This window comes from Xanthobacter autotrophicus (assembly GCF_030015065.1).
Taxonomy (GTDB): Bacteria; Pseudomonadota; Alphaproteobacteria; order Rhizobiales; family Xanthobacteraceae; genus Xanthobacter; species Xanthobacter autotrophicus_D.
Genome location: NZ_JAIVFN010000114.1, coordinates 1 through 15,265, shown reverse-complemented (window position 1 = coordinate 15,265; position 15,265 = coordinate 1). Strand labels below are relative to the sequence as shown.

Annotated in this window: 14 protein-coding genes and 1 tRNA gene; 13 read left to right on the top strand and 2 right to left on the bottom strand. The window is 70.7% G+C overall.

All coding sequences use genetic code 11. The features are described from left to right. From K9U40_RS18565 to K9U40_RS18555, 3 genes are all read left to right on the top strand, one after another. On the top strand, nucleotides 1-1,389 hold a 1,389-nt coding region (locus K9U40_RS18565; RefSeq protein WP_282891622.1), incomplete at its 5' end, for a DUF3300 domain-containing protein. Between the two features lie 210 nt (nucleotides 1,390-1,599). Continuing rightward, nucleotides 1,600-2,133 carry an RNA 2',3'-cyclic phosphodiesterase gene (gene thpR / locus K9U40_RS18560; protein WP_282891621.1) on the top strand — a complete coding sequence of 178 codons (534 nt, stop codon included), beginning with the start codon at nucleotides 1,600-1,602 and terminating at the stop codon, nucleotides 2,131-2,133. Nucleotides 2,134-2,175: 42 nt separating this feature from the next. Beyond that, a complete protein-coding gene (locus tag K9U40_RS18555) occupies nucleotides 2,176-2,586 on the top strand; it encodes a YkvA family protein (protein WP_282891620.1) in 411 nt (136 codons plus the stop codon). Between the two features lie 17 nt (nucleotides 2,587-2,603). Here the strand turns inward: K9U40_RS18555 and K9U40_RS18550 are convergent, their stop codons facing one another. After that, a complete protein-coding gene (locus tag K9U40_RS18550) occupies nucleotides 2,604-3,584 on the bottom strand; it encodes an NADPH:quinone oxidoreductase family protein (RefSeq protein ID WP_282891619.1) in 981 nt (326 codons plus the stop codon). A gap of 454 nt (nucleotides 3,585-4,038) precedes the next feature. On the opposite strand from K9U40_RS18550, the gene K9U40_RS18545 reads away from it, so the two are divergent. From K9U40_RS18545 to K9U40_RS18530, 4 genes are all read left to right on the top strand, one after another. Further along, nucleotides 4,039-4,560, top strand: a complete 522-nt coding sequence (locus tag K9U40_RS18545) for an invasion associated locus B family protein (protein ID WP_282891618.1) — start codon at nucleotides 4,039-4,041, stop codon at nucleotides 4,558-4,560. A 205-nt stretch (nucleotides 4,561-4,765) separates the two neighbouring features. After that, complete coding sequence (gene mnmA / locus K9U40_RS18540; RefSeq protein WP_282891617.1) at nucleotides 4,766-5,935, top strand: tRNA 2-thiouridine(34) synthase MnmA; 1,170 nt, start codon at nucleotides 4,766-4,768, stop codon at nucleotides 5,933-5,935. Nucleotides 5,936-5,979: 44 nt separating this feature from the next. Continuing rightward, nucleotides 5,980-6,624, top strand: coding sequence for a class I SAM-dependent methyltransferase (locus tag K9U40_RS18535; RefSeq protein ID WP_282891616.1), 645 nt, complete (start codon nucleotides 5,980-5,982; stop codon nucleotides 6,622-6,624). 113 nt (nucleotides 6,625-6,737) lie between these two features. Continuing rightward, a tRNA-Met gene (locus K9U40_RS18530) sits at nucleotides 6,738-6,814 on the top strand. Between the two features lie 196 nt (nucleotides 6,815-7,010). Here K9U40_RS18530 and K9U40_RS18525 read toward each other — a convergent pair. Beyond that, a complete protein-coding gene (locus K9U40_RS18525; RefSeq protein ID WP_282891615.1) occupies nucleotides 7,011-9,608 on the bottom strand; it encodes a CHASE domain-containing protein in 2,598 nt (865 codons plus the stop codon). Between the two features lie 257 nt (nucleotides 9,609-9,865). Here K9U40_RS18525 and K9U40_RS18520 point away from each other — a divergent pair, with 257 nt between their 5' ends. From K9U40_RS18520 to K9U40_RS18495, 6 genes are all read left to right on the top strand, one after another. Next, on the top strand, nucleotides 9,866-11,053 hold the full coding sequence (locus K9U40_RS18520) for a pyridoxal phosphate-dependent aminotransferase (protein WP_282891614.1): 1,188 nt from the start codon (nucleotides 9,866-9,868) through the stop codon (nucleotides 11,051-11,053). Between the two features lie 3 nt (nucleotides 11,054-11,056). Continuing rightward, the gene (locus K9U40_RS18515; RefSeq protein WP_282891613.1) at nucleotides 11,057-11,758 is read left to right on the top strand and encodes a lysozyme inhibitor LprI family protein; all 702 of its coding nucleotides are present in this window, start codon (nucleotides 11,057-11,059) and stop codon (nucleotides 11,756-11,758) included. 219 nt (nucleotides 11,759-11,977) lie between these two features. After that, nucleotides 11,978-12,910, top strand: a complete 933-nt coding sequence (locus K9U40_RS18510) for a sugar kinase (RefSeq protein ID WP_282891612.1) — start codon at nucleotides 11,978-11,980, stop codon at nucleotides 12,908-12,910. A gap of 102 nt (nucleotides 12,911-13,012) precedes the next feature. Then, nucleotides 13,013-14,263: a 23S rRNA (adenine(2503)-C(2))-methyltransferase RlmN gene (rlmN, locus tag K9U40_RS18505; protein WP_282891611.1), complete on the top strand. Its 1,251-nt coding sequence runs from the start codon at nucleotides 13,013-13,015 to the stop codon at nucleotides 14,261-14,263. Nucleotides 14,264-14,342: 79 nt separating this feature from the next. Continuing rightward, the gene (locus K9U40_RS18500; RefSeq protein ID WP_282891610.1) at nucleotides 14,343-14,720 is read left to right on the top strand and encodes a VOC family protein; all 378 of its coding nucleotides are present in this window, start codon (nucleotides 14,343-14,345) and stop codon (nucleotides 14,718-14,720) included. A gap of 10 nt (nucleotides 14,721-14,730) precedes the next feature. Next, a partial coding sequence (locus tag K9U40_RS18495; protein WP_282891609.1) for a hypothetical protein occupies nucleotides 14,731-15,265 on the top strand: 535 nt, incomplete at its 3' end.

Here is a 15,265-nt window from a genome sequence, read left to right as displayed (position 1 = left end):
GCCCAGGCCCAGCCGATGCCCCCCGCGCAGCCGGCGCCCGACATTCAGCCCCCGCAGCCGCCCGCCGCGGCCCAGGCGCCCCTGGCCGCCGCTCCCGCGGCGCAGCCGGCGGACACCGCGCCGGTCTATTCGCTCTCGGACCTCGAATATCTCCTCGGCCCGCTGGCGCTCTATCCTGACCCGCTGCTGGCGATCCTGTTCCCGGCCACACTGTTCCCCGAGCAGATCGTCGATGCCTACAACTGGATCACGGCCAATCCGCGCCTGGTGCAGGCCCGCAACTTCGCCCAGGTGGACGCCAAGGACTGGGATTCGTCGGTCAAGGCGCTGGCGCGGTTCCCGGACGTGGTCCGGCTGCTGCACGACCACATGGAGTGGACGGAATCCATCGGCCTCGCCTTCGCCACCCAGCCGCAGGATGTGTCCACCACCATCCAGATGCTGCGCGCCAAGGCCGAAAGCGTCGGCAACCTGAAGACGACGCCCCAGCAGGTGGTCACCACCCGCGAGGAAGGCGGCCAGCGCACCATCTACATCCAGCCGGCCAACCCCGAGCGGGTGTATGTGCCGGTCTATGACAGTTCCAGCGTGTTCACCACCTTCGCCACCGGCGCGCTGCTGTTCGGCGGCGGCGTGCTGGTGGGTTCGGCGTGGAACAACCGCTGGGGCTGGAACAATCGCGGCTGGAACACGGTGTGGGTGACGCCTCCCGGCTGGCACCGCCCACCCCATTGGGGCTGGGGCCCCGGACCCGGCCCGCGGCCTCCGGCCTGGGGTCCCGGACCCTGGCGTCCCGGCCGCCCCGGCGTGCCTCCGCCCGGCCGTCCCGGCCGCCCGGATCGTCCCGGCGCAGGCCCCGGTCGCCCCGGCGCAGGCCCCGGTCGCCCCGGCTTCCCCGATCGGCCCGGAGCGATTCCGGGTCGTCCGGGCTTCCCGGATCGCCCCGGCGCAGGCCCCGGCCGTCCCGATGCCGGTCCCGGCCGTCCCGATCGTCCCGGCGCGGGTCCCGGTCGCCCGGACCGTCCCGGCCGTCCCGATGCCGGCCCCGGTCGTCCGGATCGGCCCGGCGCGGGTCCGAGCCGCCCCGAGCGCCCCGGCGCGGGAACGGATCGTCCCAACCGGCCGGACCGGCCCGGTGCCGGACAAAATCGGCCCGAGCGTCCCTCCGCGGGTCCGAGCCGCCCGAGCCAGCGCCCGAATGCGGGACAGACGCGCAATCGTCCGCAGCAGAACGCCCGGCCCAAGCAGCGGCCCCAGCCCAATGCGAGACCCCAGCAGCGGGCACGCCCGCAGCAGAATGCCCGGCCCCAGCAACGGGCCCGGCCCCAGCAGAATGCGAGGCCGCAGCAGCGAGCCCGCCCGCAGGGTGGCGGGGAACGCAGGCGCTGAGCCGCGCCGCCGGTCCGCACGGCACATGAAAAGGGCGCGCCGCGCGCCCGATGCACAGCGGGAGGCGGCCTTGCGGGGCCGCCTCCCTTTTCTTCCCGGCGCGAATCTTCTTCACTTGCGCCATCGTCGCTCCACCGGGCGGTTCCGCCCCGGCGCCGGCGCTGCCAGCGTCGACCCCTCGCGCAGGGTCGGCCGATCGCGGAGGGTTTCATGCCGCGACTGTTCACCGCCATCGAGATCCCCCGCGAGGTCGGGCTCGGCCTGTCGCTGCTGCGCGGCGGGCTTTCGGGCGCCCGCTGGATCGATCCCGAGAATTATCACGTCACCCTGCGCTTCGTCGGCGACGTGGACGACGCCACCGGCCGCGACATCATGCTGATGCTCGGCCAGGTGCGCCGGCCCGCCTTCGACCTGATGCTGGACGGCATCGACCAGTTCGGCGGCCACAAGCCGCGCGCCGTGTTCGCGGCGGTGAAGGCAAATCCCGCCCTCATGGAGCTGCAGGCGGAGCAGGAGCGTATCATGCAGCGCCTCGGCCTCGGCGCGGAAGGGCGCAACTACAAGCCCCACGTGACCCTGGCCCGGCTGCGCGACGCGTCCTCGCGGCAAGTGGCCGACTATCTCGCCACCCGCGGGCACTATCGCAGCCCCTCCTTCCACGTGCCGCGCTTCGTGCTGTTCTCCTCGCGCGATTCGGTGGGCGGCGGCCCCTATCTGGTCGAGGCTGCCTATCCGCTGCTGTGAGGACGGGCTGCGGGGCCTTGCGGCCGGCCGGGGCCTTCCCAAATGACAGGTATGACCAGCACTACCCTGCGTGACGATGCGTTCGGCCCCGACGGCCTCTCCCCCGACGAGCGGGACAAGGCGGCGCGCGACGAAGAGAGCGTGCGCCGCGGCTTCTGGAAGAAGATCAAGGCAACCGCCGCGTCCGTCCCCTTCGCCGAGGATGCGGTGGCGAGCTATTACGCCGCCTTCGACCGCGAGACGCCGCTCAAGGTGCGCGCGACGCTTCTGGCGGCACTCGCCTATTTCATCCTGCCGCTGGACATCGCGCCGGACATCTTCCCCCTCATCGGCTTCAGCGACGATGCGGCGGTGCTGATGGCGGCGCTGAAGCTGCTGTCCAGCAACGTGAAGGCCGATCACTACGCCGCCGCGCGCGACGCCCTCACCCGCCTCGCGGACAAGGCGGACTGAGCCCGCAGGGCGCGCGATCAGCGGCCGGTGGTGAGCACCACCTTGCCCTTGACCCGTCGCCCGGCGATCTCGCCCAGCGCATCGACGCAGCGCTCCAGTGGGAAGGTCTTGTCCACATGGGCGGAGATGCGACCTGTCCGCGCATGCTCCATCAGTTCCGCCACCACCCCCGCAAGCCAGGCCGGGTTGCTGCGCGCCACCGCGCCGAAGGCGATGCCGCGGGCATCGCAATTCTTCACCAGCAGCAGGTTGAGCGGGATCTTCGGGATCTCGCCCGCGGCGAACCCCACCACGAGGAAACGGCCGAGGGAGCCGAGGGCGCGCAACGCCTGCTCGGCCATCTCGCCACCCACCGGATCATAGACCACGTCGAGCCCCTTCGCTCCGCCGAAGGCCTTGAGGGCAGCCTTGAGGTCGCCCTGGGCGTAGTCGAAGCCCTCGTCCGCGCCGTGCTCCCTGGCGAAGGCGACCTTCTCGGCGGACGAGGCGCAGGCGAGGATGCGCGCGCCCATGATGCGCCCGATCTCCACCGCCGCGAGCCCCACCCCGCCCGAGGCGCCGAGCACGGCGAGGCTCTCGCCGGCCTTCAGCTCGCCGCGCTCGCGCAGGGCGTAGAGCGCCGTGCCGTAGGTGACGATGAGGCCTGCGGCCTTCACGAGATCGACGTCGTCCGGCACCCGCGCCAGGAACGGCGCCGGCACCACCACCATCTCCCGTGCCGCGCCGTGGGTGACATAGCCGCACACGCGCTCGCCCACCGCAAAGCCGGTGACACCCTCCCCCAGCGCCGCCACATGACCCGCAAACTCGGCCCCCGGTGAGAATGGCAGGTCCGGCTTGACCTGATAGAGGTCGCGGATGATCAGCGTGTCGAAGAAATTGAGCCCGATGGCCGAGACCGCCACCACCACCTCGCCCGGAGCGGGCACAGGATCTGGCAATTCCTGGATTTCGAGGGCCTCGGGGGGAGCATGGCGCACGCAGACGACCGCTTTCATGGGCTCACCTTCTGTGACGGATGGACCGGGGACGGGTTACCAAAATTTAACCCCGCGGCACAAAAGCTCCGGATACACACTCATTCCTCAACGGCAGTCTGGCCCCTTCAGACGCGCTCCGTGCCCAGGGATCGCCGGCCCCCCTGCCGCGCGAAGCCGCATGCTGCTTCGAATCATTCGATGGCATGCCCGACGCCTCAGGCGGAGCGGAGCCTCTGGTTTATGAAAACGCAAGACGTGGTCTGGTATTTTTGCTCGCCATTTTTTTGACTGCCTGCGCCGCTACCCGACAGCGGTCACGCTTCCGGAGCCGGATGCGTTTGGACGGAGCCGCGGAGCGCTCCGCTCTCAACGCCGAATTCGTCTCTGTTCATAGAGTGAGAGCACGATTCCTCTAAATGGGTCGCGCGCTCGTCCGGCTCGCCTGAAGGGCCTTGATGAAATAGGAGAAGCCATGACGCTTCCTCGTGTCCATCCGACTCTCCTGGGCGTGTTCCTCGCCGGCGCGCTCGCGGCCCCCGCCGCCGCGCAGGGCCAGCCCCAGTCCAAGTCCGTGGCGCAGTTCGGGGACTGGAGCGTCTACGTCTCCACGACCAACCCCAAGGTGTGCTACGCCATCTCCCAGCCCAAGAGCCGCGCCCCCGAGGGGCTGAAGCGCGACCCGGCCTATTTCTTCGTCTCCACCCGCCCCAGCGAGAACGTGAAGAACGAGGTGACCGTCACCATGGGCTTCCCGCTGAAGGAAGGCTCGGACGCGACCCTCACCGTCGGCAGCATGACGCTCCAGCTCTACACCAAGAACGAGGGCGCCTGGGTGCGCAACGTGGCGGACGAGGCCAAGCTCGTGGACGCCATGCGCCGCGGCAAGGACCTCCAGGTCGTCTCCACCTCGCTGCGCGGCAACCCGACCACGGACAAATATTCCCTCACCGGCCTCGGCCAGGCCCTGGACCGGGCCACGCAGGAGTGCAAGTGAGGCCGGGACGAACGGGAGCGGGCCAGAAGGCGACGCCGGGTCAAAGGTGACGCCGAGGCCCGCATGACGGGGCCGGGGCGCGTTCGAACCGTGCCCGGCCCCGATTTCGCCTTGCTCCCGTGGCCTGAAGGATGCGACCCATTTGCACCACGCGGCCCCGCGGCCTAACGTGCGGCACCCGCAGCCGGGCAACCACAGCGCGACCATGACCCACCTCCCCCTCCTCGACACCGACGGCGATCCCGCCTCCACCCGCGTGGTGGTGGCCATGTCGGGCGGGGTGGATTCCTCCGTGGTGGCCGGGCTCTATGCCCGCGCCGGCTATGACGTGGTGGGCGTCACCCTCCAGCTCTACGACCATGGCGAGGCGGCCCACCGCCGCGGCGCCTGCTGCGCGGGGCAGGACATCTACGACGCCAGCGAGGTGGCGCGCACGTTGAGCATTCCCCATTACGTGCTCGATTACGAAAGCCGCTTCAAGGAAGAGGTGATCGACCGCTTCGCCGCCAGCTACGCTTCGGGCGTCACCCCCATTCCCTGCGTGGACTGCAACCGCACGGTGAAGTTCCGCGACCTGCTCGCCACCGCCGAGGAGCTGGGCGCGCGCTATCTCGCCACCGGCCATTATGTGGCGAGCCGCGCGCTGCCGGACGGACGGCGCGGCCTCTACCGCGCTGCGGAAGAGGCGCGCGACCAGTCCTATTTCCTTTATGCCACCACCGCGGCCCAGCTGGAGCGCCTGCGCTTCCCCCTCGGCGGGATGCAGAAGACGGACGTGCGCGTGCTGGCGGGCGAGTTCGGCCTGCCGGTGGCGGACAAGCCGGACAGCCAGGACATCTGCTTCGTCCCCGGCGGCGATTATGCGGAGGTGGTGCAGCGCCTGCGCCCCGAGGCCGCCGAGCCGGGCGACATCGTGCATCTGGACGGCCGCGTGCTCGGCCGCCATCGCGGCGTCATGCACTACACCATCGGCCAAAGGAAGGGCCTCGGCATCGCCACGCCGGAGCCGCTCTACGTGATCGCCATTGATGCGGCTCGGCGCGAGGTGCGGGTCGGCCCGCGCGAGGCGCTCATCGTGAGCGCCATCGCCATCAGCGACGTGAACTGGCTCGGCGACATGCCCTTCGCCGAGGCGCTGGCGCGACAGGCGGAAGTCTATGTGAAGGTGCGCTCCACCCGCCCCCCGGTGCCGGCGCATCTTGCACGCGCGGCGGACGGCACGCCGGCGGTGCATCTGGCGGTAGGCGAAGAGGGCGTTGCGCCGGGACAGGCCTGCGTGCTCTACGATGACGCCGGCGCCGCCGCGCGGCTTCTGGGCGGCGGCACCATCATGCGGGCGGAACGGGTGGCGAAGAGCGTCGCCGAAGTGGCCTGAGGCAACGTCCGAAAGCGGCCCTTTCCGGCCGGGAGAGACTGAGAATGGCGGTCCAGTACGATCTTGAAGGACAGAAGCGCGCTTATGCCAAGTGGGCGCCCATCTATGACAAGGTCTATGTGAAGCTGCTGGCGGACGCCCAGCGCAAGGCCGCCGCCGCCGCCGCCGCCTGCGGCCCCCGCATCCTGGAAGTGGGCGTGGGCACCGGGCTGGTGCTGCCCTATTACCCGAAGGGCACGCAGGTGACGGGCATCGACCTGTCCTTCCACATGCTGCAGAAGGCGGTGGAGAAGAAGGTTGAGCGCTCCCTGTCTCAGGTCGGCCTGCTCGCCGCCATGGACGCCTGCAATCTCGGCTTTGCCGACGAGAGCTTCAACGCCGTCACCGTGCCCTTCGTCATCACCCTGGTGCCGGACCCGGAAGGCGCGCTCGACGAGATGTACCGGGTGCTGAAGCCCGGCGGGGAGATCGTGATCGCCTCCAAGCTCGGGGCGGACGAAGGCCCCGTCATGCACATCGAGGCGGCACTCGCCCCGCTGGTCAAGAAGGTAGGCTGGAGCATCGCCTTCAAGGCGTCGCGCCTGCGGAACTGGGCGGCGCGCTACCCCGACATGGAAGTGATCGAGATTTCGCCGGTGTTCCCGGTGGGCTTCTTCAAGCTGGCGCGCATCAAGAAGCGGGCGCGCTGATCCCGTAGGCCGGTGCGGCGGCCCGGTGGAAATCGGGGGCGGGGCCGCGTGCCGCGCCGTCCGCTTTCTTGACACCCGATCCGCGCCGCCCCTATAAGCGCGTCTCCCAGCGTGGCAGCGTAGCTCAGTTGGTGAGAGCGCCGGATTCATAACCCGGAGGTCGGCGGTTCAAGTCCGCCCGCTGCTACCACGCGCCCCTGCCTTTTCCCGCTCCACGCCGCCCCTTCCGGGGCCTGCTCCATTTCCGCCGCGCTCCCTGTCGGCAGCGCCACCGGGCACGCGCCACGTTCAGCTTTCGGCGCCATCGTGGCGGAGCTTGATGCCGGGCGGGAAAGAGCGTCCGATCCGGTCGAAATGAATGCCCGCCTGCCCCCTGACGGACGGTGTCAGTCCACCGCGTCCATGGCGGGCGTCTCGCGCGGCTCGGCCGCTTCGGCCGGGGCGGCGCTGGCCACGCGGTCGCGGCCCTGCGCCTTGGCGCGATAGAGCGCGGCGTCGGCGGCGACGATCAGGTCGTCCGGCCGGCTGACATGGGTCGGGAAGACGGCAACGCCCATGGAGCCGGTAATGCCGTCCAGCACGCCGCCCGGCCACAGCACCCTCAGGTCACGCACCGCGTCCAGCAGGTGGTTCGCCACCGCCAGTGCCCCGTCGGGCCCGGTATTGGGCAGCACCAGCAGGAATTCCTCGCCGCCATAGCGGGCGATCACGTCGCTCTGGCGCGTATTGGCCCGCAGCACGTCGCCGATGGCGCGCAGCACCGCATCACCGGCCTCGTGGCTGTAGGTATCGTTGATCTGCTTGAAATGATCGAGATCCAGCAACGCCAGCGCCAGGGGCCGGCCGTCGTCGGCGGCGGCAATCTGGAGCGCCAGCGCATCCTCCGCGAAGCGCCGGTTGCCGAGGCCGGTGAGCGGATCGCGCAGGGCCTGCCCGCGCAATTGCTCACGCAGGTTGATATTGGCGAGGGCGAGGGAAACCTGTTCCGCCAGCATGGTGGCGAGCTGCATGGCCGAGGCGCTCGCGCCCTCGGCCGAAGGCTCGCGATAGAACAGGCCCAGAAGGCGATTGCGCGCGATCAGCGGCTGGCACACATGGTCGGGCGGCGCGTCGTCGCCCACCGCGCCGGCCACATGGTCGCAGACGAGGCCGCGGCTCGCCTCCGAGACCGGGAAGGTCTGGCCGCGCCGCAGCGCCCAGCAGGCGTCGGGGGCGAAGGTCGCCACATCGGCCTTCGGCGTGCCCCAGCGCCCGCCGCGCACCGCCTGGTCCCGCCCGCGGTTGAGCACGTAGAGGGCGCCGGCCTCATCGGGAAACAGGCGCGCCGCATAGGCCTGGACCGAGGCGAACACCTCGTCCGTGGACTGGCAGGATTGCAGGATGGAGCTCAGCTCGGCGAGCAGCGCGATCTCGCCGGTGCGGGCCTCGGCGGCGGCGACCAGCCGGGCGAGATGTCCGTTGGCCTCGCGCAGGGCGCGTTCGTGGCTGCGCCGCTCCGCCTCCATGGCGAGCGCGTCGGTCTTGTCCTGCATCACCCATAGCACCTCCGCGCCGCCGCGCCGTCCCTGCAGGAACAGCGGACGGCCGAAGGCATCGACGACGACGGCCGGGGCGTCGGCGCGCTTGAGATGAAGCTCGAGGGCGGCGGTTCCGCCCGCGGCGATGGCGGCGAGCGCCTCGTTGAAGGCGGCGACATCCTGCGGCCGCGCGGCGATCTCCCCCACATCGAGGCCGGTCAGTGCCTCCGGCGCGCGTCCGCACAGCTCGCCCATGCGGCGATTGCCGCGCACCACCTTGCGCCCCTGCGTGAAAAGGATGCCGGCCAGCGGGTTCTCCACCAGTGCCCGCTGCTCGGCATCGAGGGCGCCGAGGCTGCGGGAAAGCCGGCCCGCGCGCATCAGCGACAGCGCCATGAGGGCCAGCAGCAGGCTGATCACCGCGCCGCTGGCGAGTACCAGAGCGGGAATGGCGCGGTCGGTCTCGTAGCTTGATCCGGCCCGCGCGGCGAAGTGGAGGAGCCAGAGCCTGTCGCCCACCACCAGCGCCCGCTCCGCGGCGATGCCGATGGGCACGGCCGCCACCGGCGTCAACACCTGGAGGTTGGGCTCGCGGCTGTCATAGAGCAGCACGGCCGCGGCCGCCGGATCCGCCGGCTCGGCGGTGACGATGCCTTCGGCGGTCATCCGGGCATAGCCGCGGTCGACCACCCGCACATTCATCTGCTGGAGGGTGCGGGCGTCGAGCACGCCGCGCATGAGATCGTTGGCGCGATAGACCGCTGCGGCGAAGCCGAGCAAGGCGTTGCGGCGCTGCTCCACGGTGGCGGTCAGCTCGCCGGCCTTGTAGAGCGGCGCGCGCAGGATGAAACCGAGCCCCCCGCTGTCGTCCTGCAGCAGCTTGACCGGCGGCGTGGCGACGATGCGCCCGGTCTCCGCCGCACGCACCAGGCTGTCGAGCTGCGCCGGGTTGGAGCCGACATCGAAGCCCAGCACCCGCTCGTTGCCCCGCATGGGCTCCACGAACTGGATGATGTTGTAGACCGGGCGCGGTCCGGGCGGATGGACCGTGAAGCGCGGCTGGCCGCGCGGATCGGTGCTGGTGTCGGCGCGCGCCTCGGCAACGAAGGCATCGAGGGCCTCCGGCGTCACGTGCCGGAGCACCTGGAGCGCCTCGAAGCCGGGATAGCGGCGCACCAGGTCGAGCACGTCCACATAGCGCTGGAACTGGGCGCGATCGATGCGCCCCACCGAGGCGTAGAGCCCCTGCATGCTCACCAACACTTCGGCGTGGGCCCGCACGCGCTCGCCCACGGCCGAGGCCATCTCGGCCGTATCGGCGGAAAACCGGGCCTGGGTGTTGGCCCGGATGACGTGCTGCGCCAGCGCTCCGGCCGCCAGGGTCGCGGCGAGGCCCGCGACGAGGATCGCCCCCGCCACGATGGCCACGCGCCAGCTCGGCGGCCTCCACTGATCCAGGGATCCCATGGTGCGTGCTTTCCCCGGGAGCGTGAGGTGAATGCGGGTAGCGGACCGGTTGCATATAAACCAGAAGGCGGCGCAGCGCACAATTACCGCCACCGGATCGCGGCACGGATCCGGACGGTTCGGCCAAAGAAGCGGGCGAGCCGTGACGGGAGGCGATCCCCACTCCCCTCCCCCTCCCATCTTTGCTATCCAGTGCCTCCCCCGCCGAGCGGCGCGCCAGATGCCGGGTGCGGGGCCGCCGCGCCGAGGAACCCGCCATGCTGACCACCACCGCCCCCTTCGACCGCATCGGCGAGGAAAACGCCTTCGCCGTTCTGGCGCGCGCCACCGCGCTGGCCGGCCAGGGGCGGTCCATTCTCAATCTGGGCATCGGCCAGCCGGATTTCCGCACCCCGGACCATATCGTCGAGGCCGCCGTGAAGGCGCTGCGCGACGGCCAGCATGGCTACACGCCCTCGGTCGGCATCCTGCCCCTGCGCGAGGCCGTGGCCGCCGACCTCAACCGCCGCTACGGCGTGGAGGTGGACCCGGACCTCGTGATGATCATGCCCGGCGGCAAGGTCACCATGTATGCGGCCATCCGCCTGTTCGGCGAGCCGGGGGCGGAGATCCTCTATCCGGACCCCGGCTTCCCCATCTACCGCTCCATGATCGAGCACACCGGCGCCACCCCGGTCCCGGTGCCGATCCGCGAGGCCAACGGCTTCGCCTTCTCGGCCGAGGAGACGCTGGCGCTGATCACGCCGAAGACGCGCCTTCTCATCATCAATTCGCCGGCCAATCCCACCGGCGGCGTCACGCCGGCCGCCGAGATCGACAGGCTGGTGAAGGGCCTCGCCGCGCATCCTCACGTCGCGCTGATGTCGGACGAGATCTACGACCGCTTCCTGTTCGACGGCGAGGAACACCGCACCCTGCTGGCGTACCCCGAGATCCGCGACCGGCTGATCCTGCTCAACGGCTGGTCCAAGACCTATGCCATGACCGGCTGGCGCCTCGGCTATTCCATCTGGCCGCAGGACCTCTACGACAAGGTGCGCAAGCTGGCGGTCAATTGCTGGAGCTGCGTGAACGCCGCCACCCAATATGCCGGCATCGCCGCGCTCGAGGGGCCGCAGGATGCGGTGGACGCCATGACGGCCGAGTTCGATGCCCGCCGCCGCATCGTGGTGGACGGGCTGAACGCCCTGCCCGGCGTGCGCTGCGCGACGCCCAAGGGCGCCTTCTACGCCTTCCCCAACGTCTCCGGCACCGGCTGGAGCGAGGCCAAGAAACTCGCCTCCGCATTGCTGGAGGAGGCGGGCGTGGCGGTGATCGGCGGGCCGGATTTCGGCGTCCATGGCGAAGGCTATATCCGGCTGTCCTACGCCACCTCGCGGGAGAACATCGCCGCGGCGCTGGCGCGCATGGGCGATTTCCTCGCCGCCAACCGCAAGGTGGCCTGAGGCGTGGCGGCGCGGCCCGCGCGGGGGCGATGGCTCGGCCTGGCTGCCCTCGCGCTCGCGCTGAGCCCGCTCATCATGCTCGCCATCGCCCCGCCGCCGGCCCCGCCCACGCCACCGGTCCTGTGGGAGCCCGCGCCCGCGGACGGCACGACGCCGGCCCCCGCCTCGCCGGAGGAGCAGGCAGCGCCGCCGCCGGCAGCGCCCGAGGCGGCGCGCTCCGCCGTTCCCTCCCTCGACCAGCGCGTTGCGGCACCCGCCCCCGAACGCTGGTCCGGCACCCCGGCCTGCCCCAGGGAGAAGATCTCCGGCGGGCAATATAATCGCTGCCTGTTCGAGGCCACCCGCACCTCCGAGCAGGCGCTGGAGGCGGAACTCTCCAATGCCTTCACCGTCATCGAGGCGCGGGCGGATCTCCAGGGCGCCCAGCGCGCGCGGTGGCGGACCATGCTGGACGAGGCCCAGTCGCGCTTCCTGCTCTACCGCAATTTCGACTGCCAGAGCGTCGCCCCGTTCGAAGGACCGCGCGGCATCGGCAATTTCGAGCAGCGCGCCCTGTGCCTCATCGAGGCCAACACCCGCCGCGCGGGCGAGCTGCGCGCCCGCTATGGCCGTCCGCCGGCCCCGCCCGGCGCCGGCGCCCTTGCCCAGGGCCCCCGGGACCGCCCGGGAACCTGGACCCACGCCGTTCCCCCGCTGGCGGAGTGAGGCGGACGCCGGTCCCGCTGCGCCCGCACACCGGGCGGAAGCGCATTTATGAAGTGGCCACACGGAGTTACCGGCGTGGAGCCAAAGCAGAGAGGGCGCGGGGCCGGAAGGTGTGCGGCCGCCCGGCGGATGTATCAAAATACAATAAAAACGATTTGATCGCCGCCCAGGTGTTGCTAGGGTCCCATTGCAGGCTGGGAAAAGTCAGCGGAGGTGCTCGTGTCCAAGGTGGTTTGCGTGGGTGAGGTCATGGTGGAGCTGGCCCGCGGGTCCGACGGGCGCTTCAGCCTCGCCTATGGCGGCGACACGTTCAACACCGCGGTCTATCTCGCGCGCTGCGGCGTGGACGTGGCCTATGCCACCGCGCTCGGGGACGACACCTTCTCGTCCGAAATCCTCGCCCTCGGCACCGCGGAAGGAGTGGACATGGGCCTCGTGCCGCGCCTCCGGGGCCGGGTGCCGGGGCTCTATCTCATCACCACCGACGACGCCGGGGAGCGCAGTTTCAATTACTGGCGCGACACCGCCCCCGCCCGCACCCTGTTCGAGGCCGATGGCTGGCAGCAGGTGGCGGCGGCTCTCGTGGACGCGCGCGCCGTCTATTTCTCGGGCATCACCCTGTCGCTCTATTCCAACCAGGGCCTCGGCCGCTTCCTCGCCGCGCTGGAAATGGCCGCCAGCAACACCCAGAGCCGGACGCTGCGGGTGTTCGACGGCAATTTCCGCCCGCGCAACTGGGCCGGCGACCTCAACCGGGCGCGCACCGTCTTCGCCGAGGCGCTGAAGCGCGCATCCATGGCCCTGCCCACCTTCGAGGACGAGGTGGCCCTATGGGGCGACGCCTCGCCCGCCGCCACCATCGAGCGCATGACCACCTACGGCCTCACCGAGGTGGTGGTGAAGAACGGCGCGGCCGGCGCCCTCGTCCATGCGGAGGGGCGCACGGTGGAGGTGCCGGTGGAGCGCGCGGTCTCCCCCCTCGACACCACCGGCGCCGGCGACAGCTTCAATGCCGGCTATCTCGCCGCCCGCCTGAAGGGCGCCGGCCCCGAGGAGGCGGCCCGCGCCGGCCACCGCCTGGCGGCGGAGGTGATCATGCACCGGGGCGCCATCATTCCCCGCGCCGTCCAGGAGGGCCTGCGGGCGCATTGAGGCTCCCACGGGCCCCGATGGCGGGTGCCCCGCGCGGATCCGGGGCCAGCCCTGCATTCTCCAAGTGGAAAGCGCGGGCCGAAGGCATTATGTGTGACGGCCATGATGTCCACGACCGAAACCGCGACCGAAACCGCCCCTGCGCCCGATCTTGCGCCTGTGTCCACGGATGCAGCGCTGCCGGCCTCCGCCGCCCTGCCCTCCCTCGCCGGCCTCGACCGGGACAGGCTGGGCGCGGCGCTCGATGCCATCGGCGTGCGCGGCTCCGAGCGGCGGATGCGGGTGAACCAGCTCTGGCACTGGATCTATCTGCGCGGCGCCACCGATTTTGCGGAGATGACCAACGTCTCCAAGCACCTGCGCGCGGACCTTGCCGCCGCCTATTCGCTGGCGCGGCCGCAGATCGTGATGGAGCAGGTGTCCCAGGACGGCACCCGCAAATGGCTGCTGCGCTTCCCGGCCGACCATCCGGGCGAGCGGCCCCACGACATCGAGACCGTCTATATCCCCGAGAGCGATCGCGGCACCCTGTGCGTCTCCAGCCAGGTGGGGTGCACGCTCAACTGCTCGTTCTGCCACACCGGCACCCAGCGCCTGGTGCGCAACCTCACCGCCGCCGAGATCGTGGCGCAGGTGATGGTGGCCCGTGACCGCCTCGGCGACTATCCCGGCCGCGACCGCGCCACCGGACCCGGCCTGCCCACCGAGGGCGACCGGCTGGTCACCAACATCGTGTTCATGGGCATGGGCGAGCCGCTCTATGCCTATGACAGCGTGAAGGAAGCCATCGAGATCCTCGCGGACGGCGACGGCCTCGGCCTCGGCAAGCGGCGCATCACCGTGTCCACCTCGGGCGTGGTGCCGGAGATCGGGCGGCTCGGCGCCGAGGTCGGCCCCATGCTCGCCATCTCGCTCCACGCGGTGCGGGACAAGCTGCGCGACGAGCTCGTGCCCATCAACAAGAAATACCCCATCGCCGAGCTGATGGAGGCGTGCCGCACCTATCCCGCCGCCTCCAACGCCAAACGCATCACCTTTGAATATGTGATGCTGAAGGGCGTGAACGATTCACCCGCCGACGCCAAGGCGCTGGTGAAGCTGCTGGAAGGGGTGCCGGCCAAGATCAACCTGATCCCCTTCAACCCCTGGCCGGGCACGCACTATGAGTGCTCCGACTGGGAGACCATCGAGCGCTTCTCGGACATCGTGTTCCGCGCCGGCTATGCGAGCCCGGTGCGCACGCCGCGCGGGCGCGACATCCTCGCCGCCTGCGGGCAATTGAAGAGCGAGAGCGAGAAGCTCTCCGCCCGCGAGCGCCTCGCCTTGCGCGCCATGATGGCCCAGGACGAGTAGGCTGGCCTGCGTCGGGGCCGTTGTCGCACGAATCCGATACCGTTCGCGCAGGCCGTTCAAGCAGGCTCAGGAGGCCACCATGCTGGACCATATGGGCGTTTCCGTGCGCGACATGGAGCGCTCGCGCGCCTTCTACCTCGCCGTTCTGGCGCCCCTCGGCTACGGCATCGTCATGGAGGCGAACCCGCCCGGCGGCCATGCCTATGTGGGCTTCGGCGCCGGCAAGCCGGAATTCTGGATCGGCGACGCCCCCGCCGCCACCGGGCATCTGCACGTGGCGTTTTCCGCCACCAGCCGGGCGGCGGTGGATGCCTTTTATACGGCGGCGCTTGCCGCCGGCGGGCGCGACAACGGCGCGCCGGGCCTGCGGCCCCATTACCATCCGAACTATTACGGCGCCTTCGTCTTCGATCCCGACGGCCTCAACGTGGAAGCCGTCTGCCACCTGCCGGAATGACGCGACCCCCATGGACAATTTCGCCCGCCTGCTGCTGCGCCTCATCCTGGTACCGCTGGGCTATCTCGCGGCGGTGATGGCGGGGTCGGCCGTCATCCTCATCGGCGAATGGCGGATCGGGTCGTTGTTCGACGCGGCCCAGCCGGATGCGGCGGCCGTGGGCTTCGTCGTCGCCATCGTCGCCTCGGCCACGGTGCTGGTGGTACTCCTCGCCCTCATGTGGCTGGTGGCGGCGGTGGGCATCCTGTTCTCCGAGGCCTTCGCGGTGCGCTCCTGGATGTTCCATGCGGCCAACGGCGTGGTCTCGGCCTGGATCGGATCGCAACTCTTTACCCCCGCCGACGGCACGCCGGCCGTGGCCGCCGACCCGTTCTACGTGGTGGCCGCGGGCCTTGCCGCGGGGCTCGCCTACTGGCTGGTGGCGGGCTCCACCGCCGGCTTCTTCAAGCCCATCCTGCGGACCCCGGCCGAGCGGGCGGGACGCTTGCCGCCGCCGCCCGCCCCGCCACGGACCGACATTCCGCCGCCCGCCTCCCTGCCGCCAC

Excerpts from the sequence above, each read along its gene's own strand:
- K9U40_RS18535 (WP_282891616.1), top strand. The coding sequence starts at position 5,980 with ATGGCGGTCCAGTACGATCTTGAAGGACAGAAGCGCGCTTATGCCAAG.
- K9U40_RS18550 (WP_282891619.1), bottom strand. The coding sequence starts at position 3,584 with ATGAAAGCGGTCGTCTGCGTGCGCCATGCTCCCCCCGAGGCCCTCGAA.
- mnmA (WP_282891617.1), top strand. The coding sequence starts at position 4,766 with ATGACCCACCTCCCCCTCCTCGACACCGACGGCGATCCCGCCTCCACC.
- K9U40_RS18555 (WP_282891620.1), top strand. The coding sequence starts at position 2,176 with ATGACAGGTATGACCAGCACTACCCTGCGTGACGATGCGTTCGGCCCC.
- K9U40_RS18525 (WP_282891615.1), bottom strand. The coding sequence starts at position 9,608 with ATGGGATCCCTGGATCAGTGGAGGCCGCCGAGCTGGCGCGTGGCCATC.
- thpR (WP_282891621.1), top strand. The coding sequence starts at position 1,600 with ATGCCGCGACTGTTCACCGCCATCGAGATCCCCCGCGAGGTCGGGCTC.
- K9U40_RS18500 (WP_282891610.1), top strand. The coding sequence starts at position 14,343 with ATGCTGGACCATATGGGCGTTTCCGTGCGCGACATGGAGCGCTCGCGC.
- K9U40_RS18520 (WP_282891614.1), top strand. The coding sequence starts at position 9,866 with ATGCTGACCACCACCGCCCCCTTCGACCGCATCGGCGAGGAAAACGCC.
- rlmN (WP_282891611.1), top strand. The coding sequence starts at position 13,013 with ATGATGTCCACGACCGAAACCGCGACCGAAACCGCCCCTGCGCCCGAT.
- K9U40_RS18545 (WP_282891618.1), top strand. The coding sequence starts at position 4,039 with ATGACGCTTCCTCGTGTCCATCCGACTCTCCTGGGCGTGTTCCTCGCC.